Here is a 21,267-nt window from a genome sequence, read left to right as displayed (position 1 = left end):
TGAACAGAGAAACGGTGTTCCAGCCGATGCTTGACAGGATTTGGTCGGCTGTGTTATGATGAAGCTATAGAACAAATGTTTGAAATTGAATATGCTCTCCCTTGACCTCATGATATTCTCCTTTGCTTCCCGCATGGCGGTCGGGTATTCCTCTCTCTCCCCCCGACCGCCGGGGAGGCACCTCTTCTTTCCTCTCGTTCCTGTTGCTTGACCCTCTGCTTGCTCAAGCGCTACAATGGAAGGGCTTGTGATGAAACTGGAATTTGAGGGAGAGAGGCCATAGTATGTATACGATCGTAACGTATCTGGGAATGCTTATTGCTGCTGGAATTCTCTTCTGGGGCGTCTGGCTGGTAACGAGAAGATATCTGGGTCGGAAAAAGGTGCTGCGTGGGCGAGTAATGAACGACTGGGTCCCCTTTGATCCCGCGACAATGGAAGATGATGAAGTTGCCGGGACGCCCTCTGATCTCTCCACGCGAGCCCGGCAAAATGGGCATTTCTCAACCGAGAAACACCCCCGGTATTAATAGAGGCAAGAGCGTTCAGTCTCGTTTCTTGTTTTCTTCGAGCAGGCGAACGACCTCTGCCAGAACATCTTCTGCGTTCAGATCGTTATGGAGCTCATTGTCTGGAGGCGGCACAGGACTGAAGGTGGTAGTATTGAGCGCTTTTCCGCGCTGGAAGAATTCCTGTTCGCATTCTTCCAGGGCTTCGTGGACACTTTTGTGCCCATAGAGGATACGTGGCAGGAGGCTCTGATAGATACCAATCGTCTGCATGATTGCGCGAGTGGCGAGCTGGAACTGTTCAAAGCTCAGGCCGTTGTCGGCGAGCGGAATCGTTTCCTCAAGGCGGATCTCGCCATCATTAAGATCAAGGCCAAACTTGCCAATAGCGATCCGATAATTGACGGCCATCAGGGCTTCAAGACACTCCTGGCGTTTATACAGGCCAAGCGTCGCGATATGGGGGACAATAAACATCAGTTTTCGGGTCTCTCCGCTTTGATGGAAGCCGATAATCAGGCGCCATTGCCCCTGTTCTCCATGAAAGGCCATTTCGACGAGCTCTTGTTTTTCATTCACGTTTGCGACTTTCAGGCCCATCTGTGTGAGGTATTGGATAAGGTGTGAAAGGCCAAAGTGTTCTGGCATGCGCTAACGCTCCTCAAATAATTGATGTAATAATACCTTTTTATACGCTTGTTGTTATAGTAGCTATACATTCAATGAAAGAGTAACAAAAAGGATAACCTGTAGATAAAACTGTTGAGAGCCACAACGCATCTGCACGCAAGCAAAAAGCGGAAGCTCCCCCCAAAGTATACCATATTGTAGAGATGATGTCGTGGGTCTTCGCTCGCAATCTGGAGCGTGGCATGTCATTCGGCCTCGTGGTTGCATGAACACGGAAGCGGGTTATAATAGTTGTATTACCAATCTGCATCTATTTCTTTCTGTGCGCGGGAGCATACTGAAAAGAGAGGCTCTGGTACTGAATTATTGCTTGTAGGAGAAGAGTTCTATGGTTGATCTGAATTCCCTTTCCTTTGAAGAAAAATTACAGCTCGGGGCGGAGAATGCGGTCAAGTGTATGGGGGTGTCCGAGGGCGATCGTGTGGTGATTATAACTGATTATGCACGTGAACATATCGCAAGTCGCGTGGCGGCAGCCGCGCTAAAACGTCATGCCGCCGTTTCTGTGTGCTTCCTTGAGCACTATGGGAACCGCCCTCTCACCAGCTTTTCCGATGAGTTCCGCAATGATCTGATTCAGGCCAAACCGACGGTAACCTTCTATATTGCCACTGCTCAGCCCGGTGAGATTGCGTTCCGTATTCCTCTGTTGCCGTTCCTGGTCAATGAGTTGCGTGTGCGCCACGGGCATATGATCGGTATCGATGACCAGTTGATGACTGAGGGTATGTGTGCCGATTACGACGAGGTATTCAAAGTCACCAACCAGGTCTACGAACTGGTACGCAATGCAAAGACTATCCATGTGACCTCACCCAAAGGTACCGATGTCAGCGCCACCTTCCACCCGGACTGGAAGTGGATCCCCTGTCATGGACGCTATACCGAGCAGGGAAAGTGGGGCAACCTGCCCGAAGGAGAGGTATTTACTGCCCCTGCGACCGTTGATGGCACACTCGTGTGTGAAGTGCTTGGTGACTATTTCTCGGAGAAATATGGCGTCTTGAAGCAGCCGCTGACGATCAAGGTCAAGGATGGTTATATTACCGAGGTCAGTAGCGAAAACGAGGCCCTGGCAAAGGAAGTACGCGACTACTTCTTCTCAGTGCCGAATGGCAACCGGGCGGGTGAGTTCGCGATTGGCACGCTGACCAGCCTGAAGAAGCTGACTGGTAATCTCTTGCAGGATGAGAAAATGCCGGGACTACACGTCGCTTTCGGTAACCCCTACCCGGAGTTTACCGGCGCTGATTGGGATGCTTCGATTCACGTTGACGTCATTCCTACATGTTGTACAATTGAAGTAGATGGAAAGACGATTATGCGTGATGGAGCCTTCGTAATCTAGTATCGTCTTGTAGTGCTACAGACGATATATAGAGCAAGAAAAAGCAAAGAAAGCGCCTGACTAATGCCGGGCGCTTTCGGGCTCTACTCTCTCTGCTTGCCTCTGATACGGCACCCTGCTGAGGATGAGCGGCAGCGTGAGCATTTTCGGGACTGACCGTTTTTTCTTTTTTTGCTGCGAGAGAGGAGCGTAACGTTGACCGCTGTGAGAGGTGAACACCTTATCGGGAAGGAAATCGGTTCCTGCATCCTTGAACGGGTGCTGGGGTGTGGGGGATCAAGTGTTGTGTTTCTGGCTCAACAGCGGAGCCCGGAACGAAAAGTAGCCGTAAAGGTCTTTCTCCCTCGTGCCAACCTGGAACAACAGGTATTACGCAATTATTATGAGCGTTTCTTACATGAGGCTGAAACGGCCAGCAAGCTTGACCACCCGAATGTTCTGCCTATTTATGCCTATGGCGAGCAGGACGGATTGCCCTATATTGTCATGCCCTATATGTCCAGAGGCACGCTCTCGGAGTATGTTGCTCAACATGGTCCTCTCTCGCTGCTGGATGCCCAGTGGTATCTTGAACAGATCGCCTCTGCATTGACTCATTTGCATGAACAGGGCTGGATTCACTGCGATATCAAACCGGCGAATATTCTGATTGATGAAGAAGAGCACGCAATGCTGACCGATTTTGGCATTGCGCAGAAAGTGCAATCGCTGCATCCGACGGAACAGGGAAACTTCTTGATGGGCACTCCCGATTATATTTCTCCTGAGCAGGCAATGGGTGCTGTGCTTGATAGTCGCTCAGATATCTATTCTCTGGGGGTCGCGTTCTTTTTCCTGCTGACTGGACAACTCCCTTTTAAAGCTTCAACGACGATAGCCGTTGCATTGATGCATGTGCATGATCGACCTCCTCGACTGACATCGTTGCGTGCGGATATACCATCGGAGATTGATACCGTGCTTCAGCGGGCGCTGGAAAAGAAGCCAGAACGCCGTTTCGCTACACCGCTCCAGTTCAGCGAGGCGTTTACAGAAGCGGTTAATCTCTATTATTACCGTGAGCAGCGAGAGCAGAAGAAACGCAGCAAGCGCCTGTTACAGGCTGTTGCGCCGCCCGCTGTACCCGAAGATGAACAGCCAACGCTCGATACTGGTGATCAGATATCGCTTCCAGCTAGAAAGAGGATAACCCCTGCACGCGTGGTCTCACTGCTGTCGCTCCTGTTGGTCGTCATCATCGGCGGATTCGCTGGCGCATTGCTCTACCCGCGACTTTTTACGGTTCCCGAGGTAAAAGCGACACCGACGCCTCTGCCTATGTATCAACCGGCTACCGGAGAGGCGCTTGATCTTCTGACAAGCTGCGATAGCTGGCCGACGAGTGGATCCTTTTTCTATGACAGCCGAAGCAGAGCTTATCATGTCTTGAATCGGACGCCACAGAATGTGCCGGTGGTCTCGCTTTGCCCCCTGCATAGCTTTCGAGACTTCCGCTTACAGGTTGAGATGAAGCAGATCAAAAGTCCGAAAAATGGGCGTGATAACTATGGCGTGATTTTCCGTTCGGATCCCGGGCAGTCGCACTACTACCTCTTTGAGATTCTGGGTGATGGTTCCGGTCAGTATGCCTTTTATCGCTATGAGGGCAAATGGAATCCACCGTTAGCGCTTGGTGCCTTTCCCGATTTTAAGCCGGGCTTGCAGCAGGCAAACACTCTGACGATTGAGGCCCGAAATAATACTTTTATCTTCGCACTGAATGGGCGCTCGCTTGGGCCACCCGTTGTGGATCCCGGGCATACCGCTCCAGCGGCTGGCCTGATCGGCTTCTTTGTAGAGGCAAATGGAGTTGAGGTGGCTTTCTCAAAGGTGATGATTGAGTCACGGGGAGCAGGGCGCTAATGCCCGCTCCCTTTTGTAGGCGAAGTGAGCGTTTAGCTTCCAAAGGGGAACGAATAGCGTGTCGGGAAAAGGATTTTTAGCAGCGCTTCCCCTTTGCTGTTGGCCGAGACATCCGGGAACATCCGGCGCAGTTCATCCAGACCCCGGTAGCCGAACAGGAGCTTGAGAAATGCGCCATATGGGAATGCGCCATCCGTTTCATTCTCGAATGGCTTCAGGCGGAACTTCTCAATGTTCGCCAGATGGCCTTCTTTGAAAACCAGACGTATACAGCCCCGATAGAAGTTAAGCTTGAGCTCTCCGCTGTAGTTCTCCATTGCTGTGCCGATCAGACGCTGTTCCAGCACGGGCGTGATCTTTTTCAGGAATGCAGGGAGATCGGGAACGCGAATATACCAGGCGTACGGCTGCTCCTGCTTGCTGATAAGATCCTTGCCAAGCGCGTCATAGACTGGATGCTGTCCGCCCAGATGGAAGGTAATCTCTTTTAAAGGATGTTGCCTTATTCCGCTTGGAAGCTGCTCGCCCCAGGTTTTGAGTGCGCGTAGCAATGAGGGCATCAGCACGGACAGCGGTACTCCGGGCTGCACATCCAGCAGGAGTACCGGGAGCTCACTGCCCCATCGGTTGCCCGGCACCATCAGGAAGCCCTGACCCTTGCCTGCTGCATCGGCGATAATGCGAATGCGGAAATAGCCGCGGAGGCCAGACTGTTCCTTTTCTGCATTGATATGATAGCGCCAGAAGGCTGCGGGCACCTCGCACCATACCAGGCTCTGTGGCTTACGGCGGCTATAGCAGGACTCGATCAGCGGCAGATCGTCTTCTGTGGCTTCGCGCAGGCTATAGGGCTCGGATTCACCCTCTTTCAGTTCCGGGACGGCATGAGCGGAGACCAGACATTTGCCCCCGAGGTCAAGAGCATACTCATAGCCAAATTGACGATAAAAGTTCGGAATGCCGGTAATTGCCTGAAGGAGATCCTGATTGGCGGCACTGCGTTCGTGCAGCAGCTCAAAGACGCGGCGAACCAGACCCTGATTGCGATACTCGGGGTCGGAGGCGACGATTTCGGGTCGCCCGACCGGGATTTTGATGCCATCATAGCTCCATGTCTCTTTCAGGTAACAAGAGCAGGCAACGACGGGCTTCCCCTCCTTACTGGTATCCTCAACAAGGGCGTAATCGTTGGGGCCCATTGCCGGGTGTGAGCCGCTCATTAAACGTATCACGGTATCATACAGGCCCTGGTGAAGTGGGTCAGTCTCCTTTTCGCGGAAGGCCTTGCCCACGAGATTGGCGATACGGGGCGCATCCGCGGCAGTGGACCAGCGTAACACCAGGCCATTGCCAAACTCATAGGAGCTCTTTGATGGTGAAGAGAGAGTCATACAAGTCCTCATTTCTAGTTGTTCATGATAAGGGAAACAAAAAAACCGTGGCAGCCATCCACGGTTTTCAGAGAGAGCGGCATCTATATAGCAGTTCTATCATCTGGTGCGTGTAATGCTTCTCTGAAAACAGGCAGAGTGGGCCCATCCTTGTAGGGAGCGTGAGAGGAGACGTGGGTGAAAGCGACGACCATAAAGAGGCTCCTCTGTTGCTGGAATGGGGTGTAAAGCTGCTGCAACACTGGAAATGCCTCCTTTCGATCGTGCTATAATAAGGGCGATGTCACTTCAACTATACCGGGTTTACTGATACTTTGTCAAGGTTACGAGTGACCCCGGCAGGCGTAAAAAGCAATTGACATCGTTTGTGCAACCCTCTATACTGAAACAGACCAAAAATAGAACGTAGCCACTGTGCTGGCCCTCATGGGGGGATAGCATAGTGTGCAGAGGAGGATATCTGGCCCATGACCTACGTAATCACTCAGCCCTGCATCGGCGTGAAAGACGCATCATGTGTTGATGTTTGCCCGGTCGATTGTATTCACCCTTCTGCTGACGAGCCCGGATATGAAGATGCCGAGCAGTTGTTCATTAATCCAGATGAGTGTATCGACTGTGGGGCCTGTGAACCCGCTTGCCCTGTGACTGCCATTTTTGAAGAGTCTGCTGTTCCCGACGAGTGGAAGCAGTTTATTAAGATCAACGCTGATTTCTTTAATGGCTAAGCGGAATCGCAAGTGAATTGTCACTTTCCAAAAAGAAGCGAGTGGGGTGAGCGCTTTTTTTGCTGAGGGCTTACCCCATTCAGTGTTCTATATCTCTTCGTGTGTGATATAATACATGTGCTACTGATTGCTGTACGCACATATTCTTCGTGATGGAGCGAACCCCAATGCCTGTAACTCGACGTAAACGCGCCAACCCACCTGAACAGCCAGAAAACAATAATCATCAAACTGCTGAACAGCAGGAAACAGCCTCGGTTGAGCATCCTGTTTCCGGGCGTTCTGCCGATGTTTCAGCTCAGGCAGAACAGGTGGAGAATCCCGGTCAGGAAACGCCTGCTGTGAGAGGAGAGAACGGTATCTATCAGCAACAAATGCCCCAGAATGGTGGCTCATACAATGAGCGTTCAGAGATGGAGCCTGTGGTCAGGCGCCCGACGTTCCGACGTCCTCAATTGTCGTCATCGAATGCGTCTCAGTCGATGCAGCAGCAGAGCCTGCCTGCCTCTATGACGACGCCTTCTCATGCACCATTGCCCACGCCAACCCACGAGATTACATTACCGCTTGGGAATCTCCTGCATCTGGCCTACAACCCGAGCTATACCGGGGCGGAAGAGGCTCGCAATGCGCTGATCCATAAGCTGGCCCACGAGAGTAAGTCCGGTGGACGTGCTCGCTGCTGGAGCTGTGGATCACTTGCTGTGGCTTATGATCACTGGAATACCCGCAGCAAGAGCTTTGGTGAAGTAGGGATTGCTTTCTGCGAAATTTGTGGCGTGTGGAGCGTTTTATAGTCAGGGATTTCTTGATATCCGTCTGTAATGACCTGTTGTGCTGCTCCTGCAACCTGTAGCAGTGATACCCTGCGGAGAGAGCAGATAGACGCGCTTGCTATTCAGCATGTGACGGAAGAAGAGAAACTCTGTTTGGATTCTGTTGTATCGATGTCGTGCGTATCGGATGCAGCAAGGAGATCGGCATGACAACAGACAAGAATGGGCTGGCTACAATAACCTGCCCGCGGTGTGGTGGAACTATGATCAAGCCTGCTGGAAGTACCTTCTACTGGCACGCTTCAGCGAATCATCCGCCCTGTACAATCACAAATATTCCGGAAGGCGTCTATACAACGACGAGTGGTGGAGAGGCTGACCCCGTCCTCTCTTCTTCCAATGAGGAAAGTCGTATCCAGTCATAATACCGGTTGGTTGCGGTTGCCAGTTTGATGAAAAGGCCGCTTGTTCGTCCAGACTCTTTGAGACGACGCAAGGGCCTTGCCACTGTTTTTGGTTCATCTCTGGTAGAGTGCAACTTCTCTCATCCTGATGCGTATAATAACCAGGGAAGAACCTCTTCAGTAGCTGGAGTATTGAGCGTATACTGAAGAGGCGCTTGGTATTGGCTTTTCTTCTACTGACCGTTTCGACCGGTTGAGTTCTCGCCGCGAGGTGTAACTATGTACAATCCGAATAACAACCCCTATGGTGGCTGGGGAAGGGGACCATATCCTCAACAGCAGCAACAACAAGGTGGTTATAATAACTTCGGCACACGCTATCAGTTCCAGACTGCGCCCTATGCTGGCCCGTTGCAGTCAAGCGATCTGATCAGTAAGGTGATGGGCCTGCTGGCCTTTTCCTTTGTCTTCGCTTCGGCGGGGGCCTGGGTCGGCATGTATGTGCTGCATCTGACGTTTATGACGTATCTTATCGTCGCCATCCTCGGTCTGGTTCTGTTGATTGCGTTGCAGGCAATGATTCAGCGCTATCCCGCAAACCTGATCTTGCTATATGCCTTCACTTTCCTGGAAGGCTTATCGCTCTCGCCGCTCCTGGCGTCCTATGTCGCTTTTGCGCCGACGATTTTGTTGCAGGCGTTCCTGATTACAGCCGCTACTTCTATCGGCCTGTCTATCTATGCCTGGACAACAAAACGCGATTTTACCCGATTGGGAGATTTTCTGTTTGTCGGCTTGATCCTGTTGTTGATCGCTGGCATTGTGAACATCTTCTTCCATTCAACCATCTTTTCGCTCATCATTTCGATTGTCGGCATCGGCATTTTTATGGGCTATATCCTGTTTGATATCCAGAAGGCGAAGTACATGGCGAACACGCTGCCCAATGCCATCGGGCTGACGGTGTCGATGTTCTTGAATGTGCTGAACCTTTTCCTCTACATTCTGCGTCTGCTGACAATCTTACAGGGAAGTGATAGGGATTAGAGCGCCACAAGGGGAAACGATGGGAAAAAGGTTCTCTTTCCCCTTGTCGGATGAAAGTCTCTCTTCGTATACTATTAGGGAGAGCAGAACCGCCGCAGTGTTGTTGTAGAGCTTGACCGCTGATGAGAAGGAATAGAATCTTTTCCTGGTTTTGTTCTCCTCAATAGATGCAGGTTAAGGACCATTTGGGGCTTGACGTAAGCGCGAAATGCATCTATTATGTTCTTGGGAAAGTGAGTAGTTTGCATTATGGAACATGCTAATCTCTTCCACGTTGGAGATCAGGATTTTGAGGAGAAGGTGCTAAAATCCTCAACACCTGTGATTGTGGATTTCTGGGCTTCCTGGTGTGGGCCTTGCCGGATGCTGGCCCCGCACTACGAGCGCTTGAGCGATGAATATGCCGGTCGCTTGAAATTCGCGAAGATGGACGTTGATGCCAACCCGCGTACGCCGGGTAGCTATTATGTCCAGGCCATCCCGACCCTGCTGGTCTTCAAGGATGGTCGCGAAGTTGGCAAACTGGTCGGCCCGCATCCAAGCCGTCTGAAGCCTGAGATTGACCGTATTCTTGCGGAAAATGGGGTTTCTGCCGTTTAAACCCCACTTCGCGGTCTGGTCCCGTTCAGATCTTTTTCAGAAGAAGTTCAAAAGCTCTGAAGTTCTGGGGCCAGACCCCGATTCTTTCGCAATTCCTACTCGACGCATTCCTTTTTTTGTGATATATTCTTGTCATACTATACATATCACATTTTTAACTGTTGTATGGACATAAGGGGAACCGTATATGCCAATTCTAGAACGATCCAATCCGTTACCACTCTACTATCAGTTGAAAGAAGTGCTGAAACAGCAGATCCACTCAGGGCATCTTGCGCCGCATACGGCCATTCCGTCTGAGCCCGAACTGGTGGCTCAGTACCATGTGAGCCGCGCGACCGTCCGTCAGGCCCTGACCGAGCTGGTTCATGAAGGCCTGCTGTACCGTCAACATGGCCGCGGCACTTTCGTTTGTGAGCCTCGTGTGCAGCAGCGCGTGGCAAGCGAGCTGAAAAGCTTCTCCGAGGAATTGCGCCGGCGCGGTCTGAAGCCCGGCGGAATGCTGCTGGTTAGCGAACTGGTGCGCGGCTCTCAGCACGTGCGTGAACAGTTGCGCCTGAACGATGAAGAGCAGGTCGTGCGCCTGGAGCGTATCCGCACCGCTGATGGCGAGGCTATTGCCTATGAAGTCAACTATTTACCCTATCCTCGCGCCATGAACGTGTATCAGCGCGCGAAAGAGGCTGCTGATGGCTCGCTCTATCAGTTGATGGCTTCTGAGGGCATGGTTCCATACATGGCCGAGCACGTTTTTAAAGGCGACAAGGCAAACGAACGTGAGATCGACCTGTTGAAGATTCCAGCCGATGAGTGTGGCATGCGCGTGGAGTGCACCACCTTTGACGAGACCGGTGCGCCTATCTCCTTTACCGAGGCCTTCTATCCCAGCTCGCGTTACGAGTTCCAGTTGACTCTGCGTGTCGCGTCGAAGTAGTTCTATCCGCTGTGACCCATAGGTACCGGGTGTACCTATGGGCTACAGGCTCTTTGGCTGGTTGTATCATGAAAAGGGAGGTCAGTCGTTGTATATGCATGGATATGCAACGACAGGACACGAAGCGGGACCGCAAGTGATCGTGTCTCGGGCGCTCTGCCCTCCTGGTACATCACAGGAAGAAGCTGTAGCCTGTCCTTCAATTTGTTTGTTTTTCAAAAACACGGGGAGTAATACGTGTCGCAGATGGATGATAAGACTCCAGAAGATCGCGCAGATCAGGAGCAAACACAGCAGGTGGCCGATGAGGTCCAGATGTGGACAGATAAGGGCAATAAGGCGGCAGAGGCTGGCAATTATGAGGAGGCTGCCGATTGTTTCGAGCGTGCAGTTGCCGCAAACCCTGAAGATGCCCGAGCCCGCTATAACCTTGCCCTTGCACAGCAATATCTGGATGATACCGAGATGGCGATTGCCGGATATCATCGCGCCATCGACTTGAACCCGAACTTGCTGGAAGCCTATGAGAATATGGCGAATCTCTATGGCGAGTTAGGGATGTATGAAGACTCACTGGAATATTTCCAGCAGGCTCTGGAACTGGATCCGCAGAACGATGAACTCTATGTGAACATTGGCGATACCTATCGCTTTTTGAACCTCTATCGCGATGCGATCCAGTCATATCGCCATGCCTTGATTTTGAATCCTGACAACACTCGTGCATCAGATCAGCTTCAGGACGTACGTGAGCGTGTGAACGATCAATTGCGTCGCATGATGGATCAGGAGCGCCGCATTGATGAAGATCCGGCTGACGCCTCGCGCTATGCCGAACTGGCGAATATCTACCTTGATATGCACCGTTATGACGACGCGTTCTCACTGGCCAATCAGATGATCTCACTTGAGCCAGAGGGACGTGTTGGCTATGACGTGCTGGCCGCTGCTTATGAGCAGATGGGCAATGCTGAGGAGGCCGCGAAGGTCTACAATCACATTGTCGAGCTGGACCCTGAGGATGCCGAAGCCTGGGAAAAACTTGGTTTCTGGCGCTCGTTGCAGGGTGACGAGGGTGGGGCGGTTGAGGCCTATATTCGCGCGGTACAGCTTGATCCCAATCGCACAACCGCACGTTTTAGTCTTGCTGAGGCGTATCTGGATGCGGGGCGCTATGAACTGGCCCTCCCCATTTATCAGAACCTTGTGGAGAACAGCGAGGGACTGCTGAATGAGGACGATCATGCTGCCGCACTGGCCGGACTGGCCGAGACGTACAATACGTTAAAGCGCCATGATGAGGCCCGCCAGACCGCAGAGAAGATGCTGGAACTCTTTAAGGACGATGCCGAGGGCTATTATCAGCTTGCTACTGCCTATGACGGGCTTGGCGACAATGAGAAAGCGATTGAAAATTATCTCAACGCGATTGAGTTGGAGCCGCTGAACGCTGATTACTATAACGACCTCGCTGATTCACTGCGTAAAGCAGGCCGTCTTGATGAGGCGCTCGAATATGCCCATCAGGCGATTGCACTGGATTCATCCCTGACGGAGGCCTACGAAACGCTGGTTGAAGTCTATCGCGCGATGGGTCGCGAGGATGACGCGAAAGCTGCTGAAGAGCAGGTCCAGATGTTGCGGGGTTCGTCCGGCGCCTAGACGACAAAACAAACGAGTTACAGCACAACAAAGCTCCCTCTGGCGCTTTTCCTGCCGGGGAGCTTTTCTTTTTGGCTCAGGCCTCCAGTTTTGGTTCAATGGTATCTGCAAAGGTTTCGAGGTCGTGCGCCGTTCGCTGCAATGAGGCGTGCAATGCGCGTCTATCAATGGTATGTGGCTCATAGAGCAGGCTGTCACGCTGGTTTGTAATATGTTCAAGCTTATAGGCCAGCGGACGCGGAATGATCTGCTCTGTGGCGATGATGCCGAGCAGGTCGTGCTGTTCCTCGGGTTTGCGCAGGCTCAGCGCCGCAATGAGCATTGCGCACAGTTGTAAGCAGGCCTCAATCGCTTGCAATAGATAGCGCTCTCCTGCTCCGTACAGGCGATAATTGGTCGCAAACTCGTCTCGCTCCTTCTCGCCTAACTCCCTGAGTATTATGGTGGCTTCGCGCAGGTTTTTGAGTTGTTGCCGTGCAATCTCCCGGTTGAGCGAGAGGAGCTGCCCTTTGAGCCGCCGCCCGAGCGCCTGGTTCTGGATGTCATTGTATTTGCGGTAGTCCAGGTAGTCCATGACGGCGCGGGTCTCGAACATGATGCGCTTCTTCTCATCGCGACTATAGAGCAACTGCCCGTATTTAATGACATGCGATTTCAGCAGTAACGAGGCCTTATTTAAGATCAGGACGTCGATATTGTCCGATTCAAGGCGTTTCGCCAGTTCGCTGAAGAAGTAGAGTTGATATTCAAGAAATTGATCGGCTTTAATTTGCTCCATCAACAGGATAGCAATATCTACATCGGAGAAATCGCCGAATGGGGCACGGTTGGAGAGTGAGCCCGCGAGGTATGCAACAGTCACCGGGTTTTGTGCGAACAGTTGTGTGAGTTGGGTGTGCTTCTCGAATAGATTCATCAACGACCTCCAAGATATATCCTGGCTTGCCCAGGTCGTTGTTAGGTCTTACCAAAGCTATTCCGAATATTCGCCTTCTATTGCTTGAGGACTACTCTATTCTTTACTAGAACGAGTCGCTTTCTTCTTCCATTGTACCATAAAAAGAGCTTGTCGGAGAAAGAGGGGGAAGCCTTGCGCTCTCACCCCTCTACCCATGCTTCCCCGTCTGTCGCTACCTCCTTTTTCCAGATCGGGACTGTGGTCTTGAGCGTATCAATGATATAACGGCAGGCTTCGAAGGCTTCGGCGCGGTGGGGACTGGCAACAACGATAATCACGCTGGCCTCACCGATTTCCAGTCGTCCAAAGCGGTGCGCTACCGCGATTCGATCAACGCCCCAGCGCTTGCTGGCTTCCTGAATAATTTGCTGAATTTGTGGGTACGCCATCTCTTCATAGACCTCATACTCAAGATAGCGAACCTGTTTGCCACGGGCGTGATTGCGCACGACTCCCTCGAAAACGACGATCCCGCCAACGGTAGGATCGCTGACCGCCGCTACCAGTTCATCACGCTTCAGTGGCTCGCGTGTAAGTTGGATAATCGGGTTCATACGTGTTTCCTCCGGGGTTGACCACCTCCCATTGGGGGAATAAAGACAAGCTCATCTCCCTCATGCAGCTCGGTCTCAGGTTGCACATAGGCCCGGTTGACCGCGCATAGGCAGCGCTCCAGAATGGGCCGCAACGGCGGATAATGGTCCAGCAGCAGGGTGCGAATATTGGCAATGGTGCTACCCTCGGGAACGGTGAGCGTTTCTTCATTCTGGCCGGTCACTTCGCGCAGTGACGCAAAATAGCGAATTCGAATCTTCATGTTTGAGAGTATAACACAAATCGTCTTCCTTCAGGGTTGTGCTTTTGGCGCTTTCCGGGTACATTGAAGAAGAAGTACCTGTATTTGAAAGCGTTATCATAGGAGAACGAGAGAATGAACGAGAACCAGAGCTGGAATGAAGAAAGCTCTGCCATATTCCTTGCATATGCAGATCTTTTTGTCCCGGCACGGGAGGAGCAGTTCGCCTCGTTGATCTCGCTGCTTCCTGCGCGTCAGGATGAGTCTTTTACTGTTGTTGAACTGGCGGCAGGAGCTGGCGTGCTGGCAGAAGCGATTCTGGAGCGTTTCCCTTTCTGCCGCTATCTGGCACTTGAACCATCACAGGCGATGCAGGGGCAGATGCGGCAGCGGCTGGCACGCTTTGCGGACAGGTTGGAAATACGCCCATTCCAGATGGAAGAACTGGCATGGCGGGCGACCTTGCCAACGCCGTTGCGCTGTGTGGTATCGTCGCTGTGTGTTCACCATCTGACGGATGAGGAGAAGGCGACGCTGTTCAAAGACCTGTTTTCGCTGCTCTCTCCTGGTGGTGCGCTGTTGCTCGCGGATATCGTCAGGCCGCTGACTCCATTGGTTGCACAACACTATGCACAGGAATATGATGAGATCGTGCGGCAGCAGAGTTTGCTTCAGTATGGAGATGAAAGCGGTTTTCAGCGTTTCTGTGATGAGCGCTGGAATTACTTCCGTTACGAGTATGAGGATCCCGCTTCAACCGATAAGCCTTCGCTGTTAAGCGACCAGCTCCGCTGGCTCAGTGAGGCCGGTTTCACCGCTGTTGACTGCTTCTGGTTACGCGCTGGCCATGCGGTATTCGGGGGATATAAAGCGTAGCGTGTAGAGGAAGAAACATGCACAATACATGCAACTATCATAGGGGGTAATGAAATAAAGGAGGCCTCTGAAATGTTGTCATAAGTAGAGGGTTATAGAATACACGACATTATTTTCTTGTATCATTGATCGAAGTTGCCTTCGCGCCTCTCTCGATCATGTTTGTACCTCTCCTCGTTACCCATCTTCTTGAGAGGGCGGGTCGGTTGTAAGGATGAACCGACCCGCCTTTTCAACATGCAGGCCAGTATGGTCTGCTTTTTTTATGTCTATGAGCTTCTCAGGGCTATTGTACAAATGGGCTGTGTCTGCGTTTTTATTGTGTAGAGTATTTCCGTTTCGGTTTGCCGCCAAAGAAGAGAGCTGTGTTACAATAGATCAATCCATGTCAGAGGAGGAAAGTTTTTTATGCAAGTGAATATCGTGCAACGCCCGGCATATTCCCTCGGGGTGCTGACACTTGCGCCGAATGAGCCGATTCGTGCGGAGAGTGGCGCGATGGTCAGCATGTCCTATGGAATCACGCTTCAGACGAATACTGGTGGTGGAGTCTGGAAGGCGTTGAAGCGGTCGGTAGTTGGGGGGGAGTCGTTCTTCCAGAATGTCTATGTTGCGCCCCCTCAGGGGGGAGAGGTGACGGTTGCGCCCTCGTTGCCCGGAGACTTGTACCTGTTGAATGTGCATCAATATGAGCAATATTTCCTGCAATCTGGTGCATATGTCGCCTCTGAACTCTCTGTAGAGTTTGATACCTCGTGGGGTGGTGCCAGAAGCTTCTTTGGCACTGGCGGCGGCCTGTTTATGTTGCGCACTGCGGGAAATGGCCAGATTGTTGTGTCTGCTTATGGCGCGATTATAGAGCGCGTGCTTCAGCCCGGTGAGGTTTATACGGTTGATACCGGCCACATTGTCGCCTTTACGCAGAACATGCAGTTCAATGTGCGCCCTGTTGGTGGTCTGAAATCGACTTTCTTCAGCGGAGAAGGTCTGGTCGTCGACCTGACCGGGCCGGGGCGTGTGCTGATTCAGACGCGATCGATCAGCGCGTTCCTGGACTGGCTGATTCCGAAAATTCCCAAACGCGAAAACTAGGCTGTGGGCGAGCAGAGTGTCCTCTACCCTGCTCGCCTTTTTTATGATATACTCATCTAGAATGATCTCGCATCATTCTAGCTTGAACGAATTGGAGGTGCCCCAATGGGTACCAGCATCCGCACCCCTCAGCTTGCGTAGTTGCGCTGAGGGTACCTGACAGTTCAAAACCGTTTTTGAGAGAAGAGCCCTATCGCTTTATTCCTCGCTTGCGATAGTGTTTTACTTACCCCATTTTTGGTATTCCTCCGTCCCTATGTGACGCTCTATGCGCAACTACCCTCACCTTCATCTGGATCCGTTTTTTATGCGCATTTTGAAGGAGCGTAGAGTGAAATTTCCTGCTTTTTTGCGGAAGGGATTGCTGAATCGATCCTTTGCCTGGCTCTGGGCCGGGCAGACGGTCTCTGCTTTTGGCTCACATATTACAGCCCTTAGTGTGGCGTTGGTGGCGCAATTTGCGCTTCATGTCCAGAGCTTTGAATATAGCATCTTGATGTCGCTGGAGGCACTACCAGTGCTATTGTTTAGCTCGCTGGCTGGCGTCTGGGCTGATCATGTGTCGAGGCGTTCGTTATTGCTCTGGGCCGATGCAGGTCGGGCGGCGCTTCTGTTTCTTGTGCCACTGGCTGCGTTCTCTGGTTGGTTGCGTATCGAATTGCTGTACGGGGTGGTGTTGCTGGTCGGGGTGTTGAATGTGCTGTTTGCGGTCGCGTATCAGGCATTCTTGCCCTCGCTGGTATCTGAAGAGCAACTGGCGGAGGGTAATAGCAAGCTGGCATTGAGTGATGCGCTGGCCGAAATTCTAGGCCCATCGCTGGCGGGTGTTCTGATTCAACTGCTGACCGCGCCTTTTGCGATGCTGTTTGACGCGTGCTCCTATCTTGTTTCGGCGGCCTGTATTCTGTTTGGTATTCGGACAGAAGCAAAGCCTGAAGCGCGAGAGGAGGGGGCGGGAAATGCGTTTGCGGGCTGGCGCGAGATCTGGCGCTTCCCTGCTCTGCGGGCTCTTGCCTGCTATGTGACACTGCGGAGCTTCTGCGGAAGTGCGTTTGTGCTGTATATCCCCTTTCTGATTGATGAGTTGCATGTGTCCTCGCTCGCCCTGGGGATCATTATTTCCGCGGGTGGAGCCGGGGCATTACTTGGGTCGATACTGCTTTCTCGGTTGGTGGCTCGCTACAGGAGTGTGTCCTTGCTCCTCTGGGGAGCGCTGATTCATACCGGGGTAAATCTGTTGAACCCGCTGCTCCCTGGCTCCCTGGCGCTTACGTCTGTGCTGCTGTTCGGGATACAGCTTGTTGGCGATGCTAGCTACGCGATCTATAGTGCCAGTGAGATCACGCTGCGTCAGCGACTGGTTGCGGATGAGTACCGTGGGCGGGTGAATGCCTGTCTGCATCTGCTGGAAAACGGGATCGCTCCTCTGGGAATGGTGCTGGCAGGAGGAATTGCCCGGAGTGTCGGGGTGCGCCCGGTACTGTTGATTAGCTCGCTTGTGGCGCTTGTCCTCGGAGGCTGGCTGTGGTTCTCGCCTGTACGTCGGGTCAGGCTGTAGGGCAAGAAAGAGCCCTCTGACTTCTTCTCAGAGGGCTTCTTTGTGCTTTATGATCCGAAGGCAAGACCCGGGAAGAGGGTCTGTAAAAGCAAGTAGATGTTCAGGATTGCAATCAGAATGGCGACGAACCAGGAAAGGAGCTTGAGCCAGAGCGGATTGACAAAGCGTCCCATTTTGGTCTTTTCGCTTGTGAACTGAACCAGTGGGAAGACCGCAAAGCTCAACTGAAACGACAGGATTACCTGACTCAGCACCAGCAGTTCGCCAGTTCCTCGCTCACCGTAGAGCGCCGTGACGATCACTGCGGGCACAATGGCAATTACACGGGTAATCAGGCGACGTAACCAGGGCTTCAGGCGAATATTCAGGAAGCCCTCCATCACAATCTGACCGGCCAGTGTTCCTGTGAGCGTTGAGTTCTGCCCGGAAGCCAGCAGTGCGATCGCGAAGGCAGTGCTGGCAATCGGTGCACCCAGTACTGGCGTGAGCAGCTTATAGGCGTCCTCGATATCGGCCACGTTGGCGTACTGAGTGCCATGGAAGGTCGCAGCCGCCACAATCAGGATAGACGCGTTAATCACAAAGGCGAATAGCAGTGAGACGGTAGAATCGATCGTTGCGAATGTAACGGCCTGCGCTTTCCCTTCGTCGTCACGTTTGAAGGCGCGGGTCTGCACAACACTGGAATGCAGGTAGAGATTGTGCGGCATCACGGTTGCGCCCAGAATACCGATCGCGATGTAGAGTGCCTGCGGATTGGTCACGACTTCTGGACGCGGGACCAGATTGCCCACGATCGGCAGGATATCGGGTCGTGAAGCGATCAGTTCATAGCCGAAACAGAAGGCGATGGCAAGAATCAGGGCGCCTACAATTGCCTCAATGAGCCGGAAGCCCTTGTGCTGTAAAAAGAGAACAAGAAAGACATCGAGCGCTGTAATAATGACTCCGATAATCAATGGGATACCGAACAGCAAATTTAAGGCTATAGCGGAACCAATGACTTCCGCAAGGTCACAGGCTGCAATCGCAATCTCACAAAGGAGCCAGAGCACAAAGGTTACTGGTCGAGAATAGTGATCGCGGCAGGCCTGTGCTAGATCCCGCCCGGTCACGATGCCGAGCTTAAGGGCGAGATGCTGAAGCAAGATCGCCATCAGGTTTGAGATCAAAATGACTGAGATGAGTAAATAGCCGAACTGGGCGCCTCCGGCCAGATCTGTGGCCCAGTTCCCCGGGTCCATATACCCTACTGCAACCATCAGGCCGGGCCCCAGATAGGCCAGCAAGGTTCTCCAGAAGCCCTTCTTCTGGGGAACCTTTATTGTCGCGTGCACTTCTGGTAGTGATGGGAGACCTGCACTTCTTTTCCATCCCTGCTCTTCCGGCAACGGGCTTGAGACGGGTGTGTTCACCGTTTCTTGCGCCATGTATTTTCGTGCTCCTCTCATACGTTCTATTGTGCTCCGTGAAGCGATAATTTTGAGTGATAAATATAAATTTTTAGCTCTCTAAAATTTACTATAACATAATCCTAAAAAAAGCTCAAGCGGTTCTGGGGGGACTTTTCCCGAGAGAGAATATTTCTTTACTAGCACTTGTTTATTGTTGCGTCTTTTTGAGGGGCAAGCCCTGTTGAAAACACGTTTGGTCTTTGTAATCCGCTACGTTGCTTGCTGCTCTGACAGAAGAACACGTTCAAGAGAGTCAGACCTTCCAGGGGGGCAAATGCTGAATAGTGTTTCTTACTTTGAATTATCGGATTTCGGCTGACACATATTACCTGATTTTTCCGGCTGAAAAAGGGCAAGTACCGGTGTTTTTCTCGTATGATAGAGAAGTAGACCACTGAAGGAAAAAGGCGGGCCCTGAGGTGTCCAGAGCCCGCCTGAATGGTTCAGCTTATTGATGTGCTTCCTGTGCGATGCGCAGAGCCAGTTCGGCCAGCGTACGCACACCAACGCCTGTCCCCCCAACTTCCTGATAGGGCTTGCCGGTATCGACAGCGCTGGTGCCTGCAATGTCAAGGTGTGCCCACTGCGCGTCGTCCACGAAGTTTTCAAGGATCTTGGCGGCAGTGATGGAGCCTGCATGGCGGCCACCGGTCTGCTTGATGTCGGCGATCTCGCTTCTGATCTGTTCGCCGTATTCCTCATCCATTGGCATCGGCCAGTATTTCTCGCCCGAGAGCTTGCCCGCATCAATGATCCGCTGTGTCAGCTCCTCGCTGTTGCTGAAGACGCCTGTATAGACGGTTCCAAGCGCGACAACCATTGCGCCGGTCAGAGTTGCCAGGTCAATAATCGTCTTTTGGCCCTCTTTGCATGCATAGGAGAGCGCGTCGGCCAGGATCAGGCGCCCTTCAGCGTCAGTATTGACGATCTCTATGGTTTTGCCGTTCATAATGCGCAAAATATCGCCTGGTTTGTACGAGCTGCCGCTGGGCATATTTTCGCAGGTTGGAACATAGGCCGTCACATTGATCTTCGGCTTGAGTGACGCAATTGCCTGCATTGCACCAAGTACAGCAGCCGCTCCGCCCATGTCGCCCTTCATGCTTTCCATACCAGCCGCGGGCTTGAGGGAGATGCCGCCTGTATCAAAGGTGATGCCCTTGCCGACAAGCGCAAGATGTTTCGCGTTCTTATCCTCGGCTCCGTTGTAGCGCAAGATGATGAAGCGTGGGGGTTCGGCGCTGCCCTGAGAGACTCCGAGCAGACCGCCCATTTGCAACTCTTGAATCTTCTCTTTGTCGAAAACCTCGTACAGAATGCCGTATTTCTTCGCCATTGAGACGGCGCGGTTCGCCAGCTCGCGTGGAGTCAGGACGCAAGAAGGCTCGTTAATCAGGTCGCGTGCAAAGTTTGCGGCTTCTGCCAGCGCTCGACCTTTGTCGATGGCCTGCTGTGCGGCGGGGTCGTTGCTGACAATGGTTAGCGAGGCGACTTCACGGCTCTTATCCTGTGTCTGATACTTACGGAAGGTATACGCGCCAAGCACTGCGCCCTCGGTTGTGGCCTGAAGGGCAAGCGAGGTGTCAACGCTGGATGCTGCCCAGTCGAACGCGAAGGCGACGTTCTGTGCACCAGTATTTTGCAAGTGACGAGTCACAGTGGCGCTTGCGCGGCGGAACGACTGCGCGTTTACCTTCTTGTCAGATCCCAGACCTACAACAATGACACGACGTGCTGGCAGCTTCCCAAGTGGGTGGAAGGTCAGCAGCTCACCGAGTCCGGCTTTGAACTCTCCGGCGGCACAGCTTTCGCTGATCGCTCCGCCGAGTTGCTCATCAATAGAACGGGCGACAGTTGCGAGCGTGACGCTCTTTTGTTGGCTCTCGGCAGTAGCAGCCAGAACCAGAGCATCACACGATACTTCTTGGATTGAGGTTGTTGTAAGACGAATATCCATACGATCTACCCTTTGTACTCCTGTTCCCTCTTCTGGCGGAAGAGAGAACCTGTTCTGGTGTTGAAGAAATAAGGGCGCTTAGCCGTCTCCTTGTATGAAGCTGGATTGGAAGCGCCTATATGTTAGTATCGCACATCATCTCAACACTTTGTCGCCTGTTCTACCTGAATAAGGTGCTGTGCTGGATAATCAGGGCAAAAGCCGTTCAACCAATTCAAGCAACTGCCGCGGCTTAAATGGCTTGGTCAGATATTCTGTACAGCCGATCTGGCGAGCGGCCTCGCCCTCATCATGCAGCGCATAGGCGGTAACAGCGATGATCGGCACTGTTTCCATGCCCGGACGAGCGCGAATGAGTTGTGTAGTACGGTAGCCGTCCAGAACGGGCATCGAGAGATCTGTCAGAATCAGATCGACCTGTTCGCGGTCCAGAATATCGAGCGCCTCACGGCCATGCGTCGCGCTCAAGCAGCGATAGCCACGCGTTGAAAGCACACGCTCGATCAGGATACGATTTGACACCTCGTTCTCAACAATTAAGATGGTACGTTGATTGTTCATACCTTTGTTACTCTTTTCTCCTCT

The 21,267-nt window shown here is 52.5% G+C and carries 21 protein-coding genes; 13 read left to right on the top strand and 8 right to left on the bottom strand.

From position 1 onward, the window contains the following. Positions 1–284 precede the first annotated feature (284 nt). Complete coding sequence (locus tag KTH_RS17505; RefSeq protein WP_111318448.1) at positions 285–530, top strand: hypothetical protein; 246 nt, start codon at positions 285–287, stop codon at positions 528–530. 15 nt (positions 531–545) lie between these two features. On the opposite strand, the gene KTH_RS17500 is transcribed toward KTH_RS17505, so the two are convergent. Continuing rightward, positions 546–1,157 (bottom strand): YbjN domain-containing protein, encoded by a 612-nt coding sequence (locus KTH_RS17500; RefSeq protein WP_111318446.1) that lies wholly within the window; start codon positions 1,155–1,157, stop codon positions 546–548. A 370-nt stretch (positions 1,158–1,527) separates the two neighbouring features. Here KTH_RS17500 and KTH_RS17495 point away from each other — a divergent pair, with 370 nt between their 5' ends. Together KTH_RS17495 and KTH_RS17490 are read left to right on the top strand one after the other, a co-directional pair. Further along, positions 1,528–2,547, top strand: coding sequence for an aminopeptidase (locus KTH_RS17495; protein WP_111318444.1), 1,020 nt, complete (start codon positions 1,528–1,530; stop codon positions 2,545–2,547). A 204-nt stretch (positions 2,548–2,751) separates the two neighbouring features. Further along, the gene (locus KTH_RS17490) at positions 2,752–4,449 is read left to right on the top strand and encodes a protein kinase domain-containing protein (protein WP_497623254.1); all 1,698 of its coding nucleotides are present in this window, start codon (positions 2,752–2,754) and stop codon (positions 4,447–4,449) included. Between the two features lie 32 nt (positions 4,450–4,481). On the opposite strand, the gene KTH_RS17485 is transcribed toward KTH_RS17490, so the two are convergent. Beyond that, positions 4,482–5,840, bottom strand: coding sequence for a GNAT family N-acetyltransferase (locus KTH_RS17485; RefSeq protein ID WP_497620223.1), 1,359 nt, complete (start codon positions 5,838–5,840; stop codon positions 4,482–4,484). Between the two features lie 467 nt (positions 5,841–6,307). On the opposite strand from KTH_RS17485, the gene KTH_RS17480 reads away from it, so the two are divergent. From KTH_RS17480 to KTH_RS17450, 7 genes are all read left to right on the top strand, one after another. Then, on the top strand, positions 6,308–6,568 hold the full coding sequence (locus KTH_RS17480; RefSeq protein ID WP_111318438.1) for a 4Fe-4S dicluster domain-containing protein: 261 nt from the start codon (positions 6,308–6,310) through the stop codon (positions 6,566–6,568). A 167-nt stretch (positions 6,569–6,735) separates the two neighbouring features. Then, positions 6,736–7,365, top strand: a complete 630-nt coding sequence (locus KTH_RS17475; protein WP_111318436.1) for a hypothetical protein — start codon at positions 6,736–6,738, stop codon at positions 7,363–7,365. 185 nt (positions 7,366–7,550) lie between these two features. After that, entirely contained in the window at positions 7,551–7,769 is a 219-nt protein-coding gene (locus KTH_RS17470; protein WP_111318434.1) for a hypothetical protein, read from the top strand. A gap of 258 nt (positions 7,770–8,027) precedes the next feature. Beyond that, positions 8,028–8,795: a Bax inhibitor-1/YccA family protein gene (locus KTH_RS17465; protein WP_111318432.1), complete on the top strand. Its 768-nt coding sequence runs from the start codon at positions 8,028–8,030 to the stop codon at positions 8,793–8,795. A gap of 249 nt (positions 8,796–9,044) precedes the next feature. Further along, the gene (trxA, locus tag KTH_RS17460) at positions 9,045–9,395 is read left to right on the top strand and encodes a thioredoxin (RefSeq protein WP_111318430.1); all 351 of its coding nucleotides are present in this window, start codon (positions 9,045–9,047) and stop codon (positions 9,393–9,395) included. A gap of 187 nt (positions 9,396–9,582) precedes the next feature. Next, entirely contained in the window at positions 9,583–10,329 is a 747-nt protein-coding gene (locus tag KTH_RS17455) for a GntR family transcriptional regulator (protein WP_111318428.1), read from the top strand. 246 nt (positions 10,330–10,575) lie between these two features. After that, positions 10,576–11,991: a tetratricopeptide repeat protein gene (locus KTH_RS17450; protein ID WP_111318426.1), complete on the top strand. Its 1,416-nt coding sequence runs from the start codon at positions 10,576–10,578 to the stop codon at positions 11,989–11,991. 76 nt (positions 11,992–12,067) lie between these two features. Here the strand turns inward: KTH_RS17450 and mntA are convergent, their stop codons facing one another. The 3 genes from mntA to moaD form a co-directional block, all read right to left on the bottom strand. Beyond that, on the bottom strand, positions 12,068–12,907 hold the full coding sequence (gene mntA / locus KTH_RS17445) for a type VII toxin-antitoxin system MntA family adenylyltransferase antitoxin (protein ID WP_111318424.1): 840 nt from the start codon (positions 12,905–12,907) through the stop codon (positions 12,068–12,070). 182 nt (positions 12,908–13,089) lie between these two features. Beyond that, positions 13,090–13,503: a molybdenum cofactor biosynthesis protein MoaE gene (locus KTH_RS17440; protein WP_111318422.1), complete on the bottom strand. Its 414-nt coding sequence runs from the start codon at positions 13,501–13,503 to the stop codon at positions 13,090–13,092. Continuing rightward, entirely contained in the window at positions 13,500–13,766 is a 267-nt protein-coding gene (gene moaD, locus KTH_RS17435) for a molybdopterin converting factor subunit 1 (RefSeq protein ID WP_111318420.1), read from the bottom strand. The genes KTH_RS17440 and moaD overlap by 4 nt, the downstream gene beginning before the upstream one ends. Before the next feature lie 114 nt (positions 13,767–13,880). On the opposite strand from moaD, the gene KTH_RS17430 reads away from it, so the two are divergent. The 3 genes from KTH_RS17430 (at position 13,881) to KTH_RS17420 (ending at position 17,271) form a co-directional block, all read left to right on the top strand. After that, positions 13,881–14,621, top strand: coding sequence for a class I SAM-dependent methyltransferase (locus tag KTH_RS17430; RefSeq protein WP_111318418.1), 741 nt, complete (start codon positions 13,881–13,883; stop codon positions 14,619–14,621). A gap of 408 nt (positions 14,622–15,029) precedes the next feature. Continuing rightward, positions 15,030–15,713, top strand: a complete 684-nt coding sequence (locus KTH_RS17425) for a TIGR00266 family protein (protein WP_111318416.1) — start codon at positions 15,030–15,032, stop codon at positions 15,711–15,713. Positions 15,714–16,044: 331 nt separating this feature from the next. Continuing rightward, positions 16,045–17,271 (top strand): MFS transporter, encoded by a 1,227-nt coding sequence (locus KTH_RS17420; protein ID WP_170142294.1) that lies wholly within the window; start codon positions 16,045–16,047, stop codon positions 17,269–17,271. Between the two features lie 47 nt (positions 17,272–17,318). On the opposite strand, the gene KTH_RS17415 is transcribed toward KTH_RS17420, so the two are convergent. The 3 genes from KTH_RS17415 to KTH_RS17405 all read right to left on the bottom strand — a co-directional run bounded on the left by KTH_RS17415 (position 17,319) and on the right by KTH_RS17405 (position 21,243). Beyond that, on the bottom strand, positions 17,319–18,701 hold the full coding sequence (locus KTH_RS17415; RefSeq protein ID WP_497620216.1) for an Nramp family divalent metal transporter: 1,383 nt from the start codon (positions 18,699–18,701) through the stop codon (positions 17,319–17,321). Between the two features lie 472 nt (positions 18,702–19,173). Further along, positions 19,174–20,682 (bottom strand): leucyl aminopeptidase, encoded by a 1,509-nt coding sequence (locus tag KTH_RS17410; protein WP_497620214.1) that lies wholly within the window; start codon positions 20,680–20,682, stop codon positions 19,174–19,176. A gap of 189 nt (positions 20,683–20,871) precedes the next feature. Continuing rightward, positions 20,872–21,243 carry a response regulator gene (locus KTH_RS17405; RefSeq protein ID WP_111318408.1) on the bottom strand — a complete coding sequence of 124 codons (372 nt, stop codon included), beginning with the start codon at positions 21,241–21,243 and terminating at the stop codon, positions 20,872–20,874. Positions 21,244–21,267: the final 24 nt, after the last annotated feature.

The organism is Thermosporothrix sp. COM3 (assembly GCF_059696735.1).
Note: the sequence above shows the minus strand (reverse complement) of the source record. Positions and strands in the feature narration are given on the sequence as shown.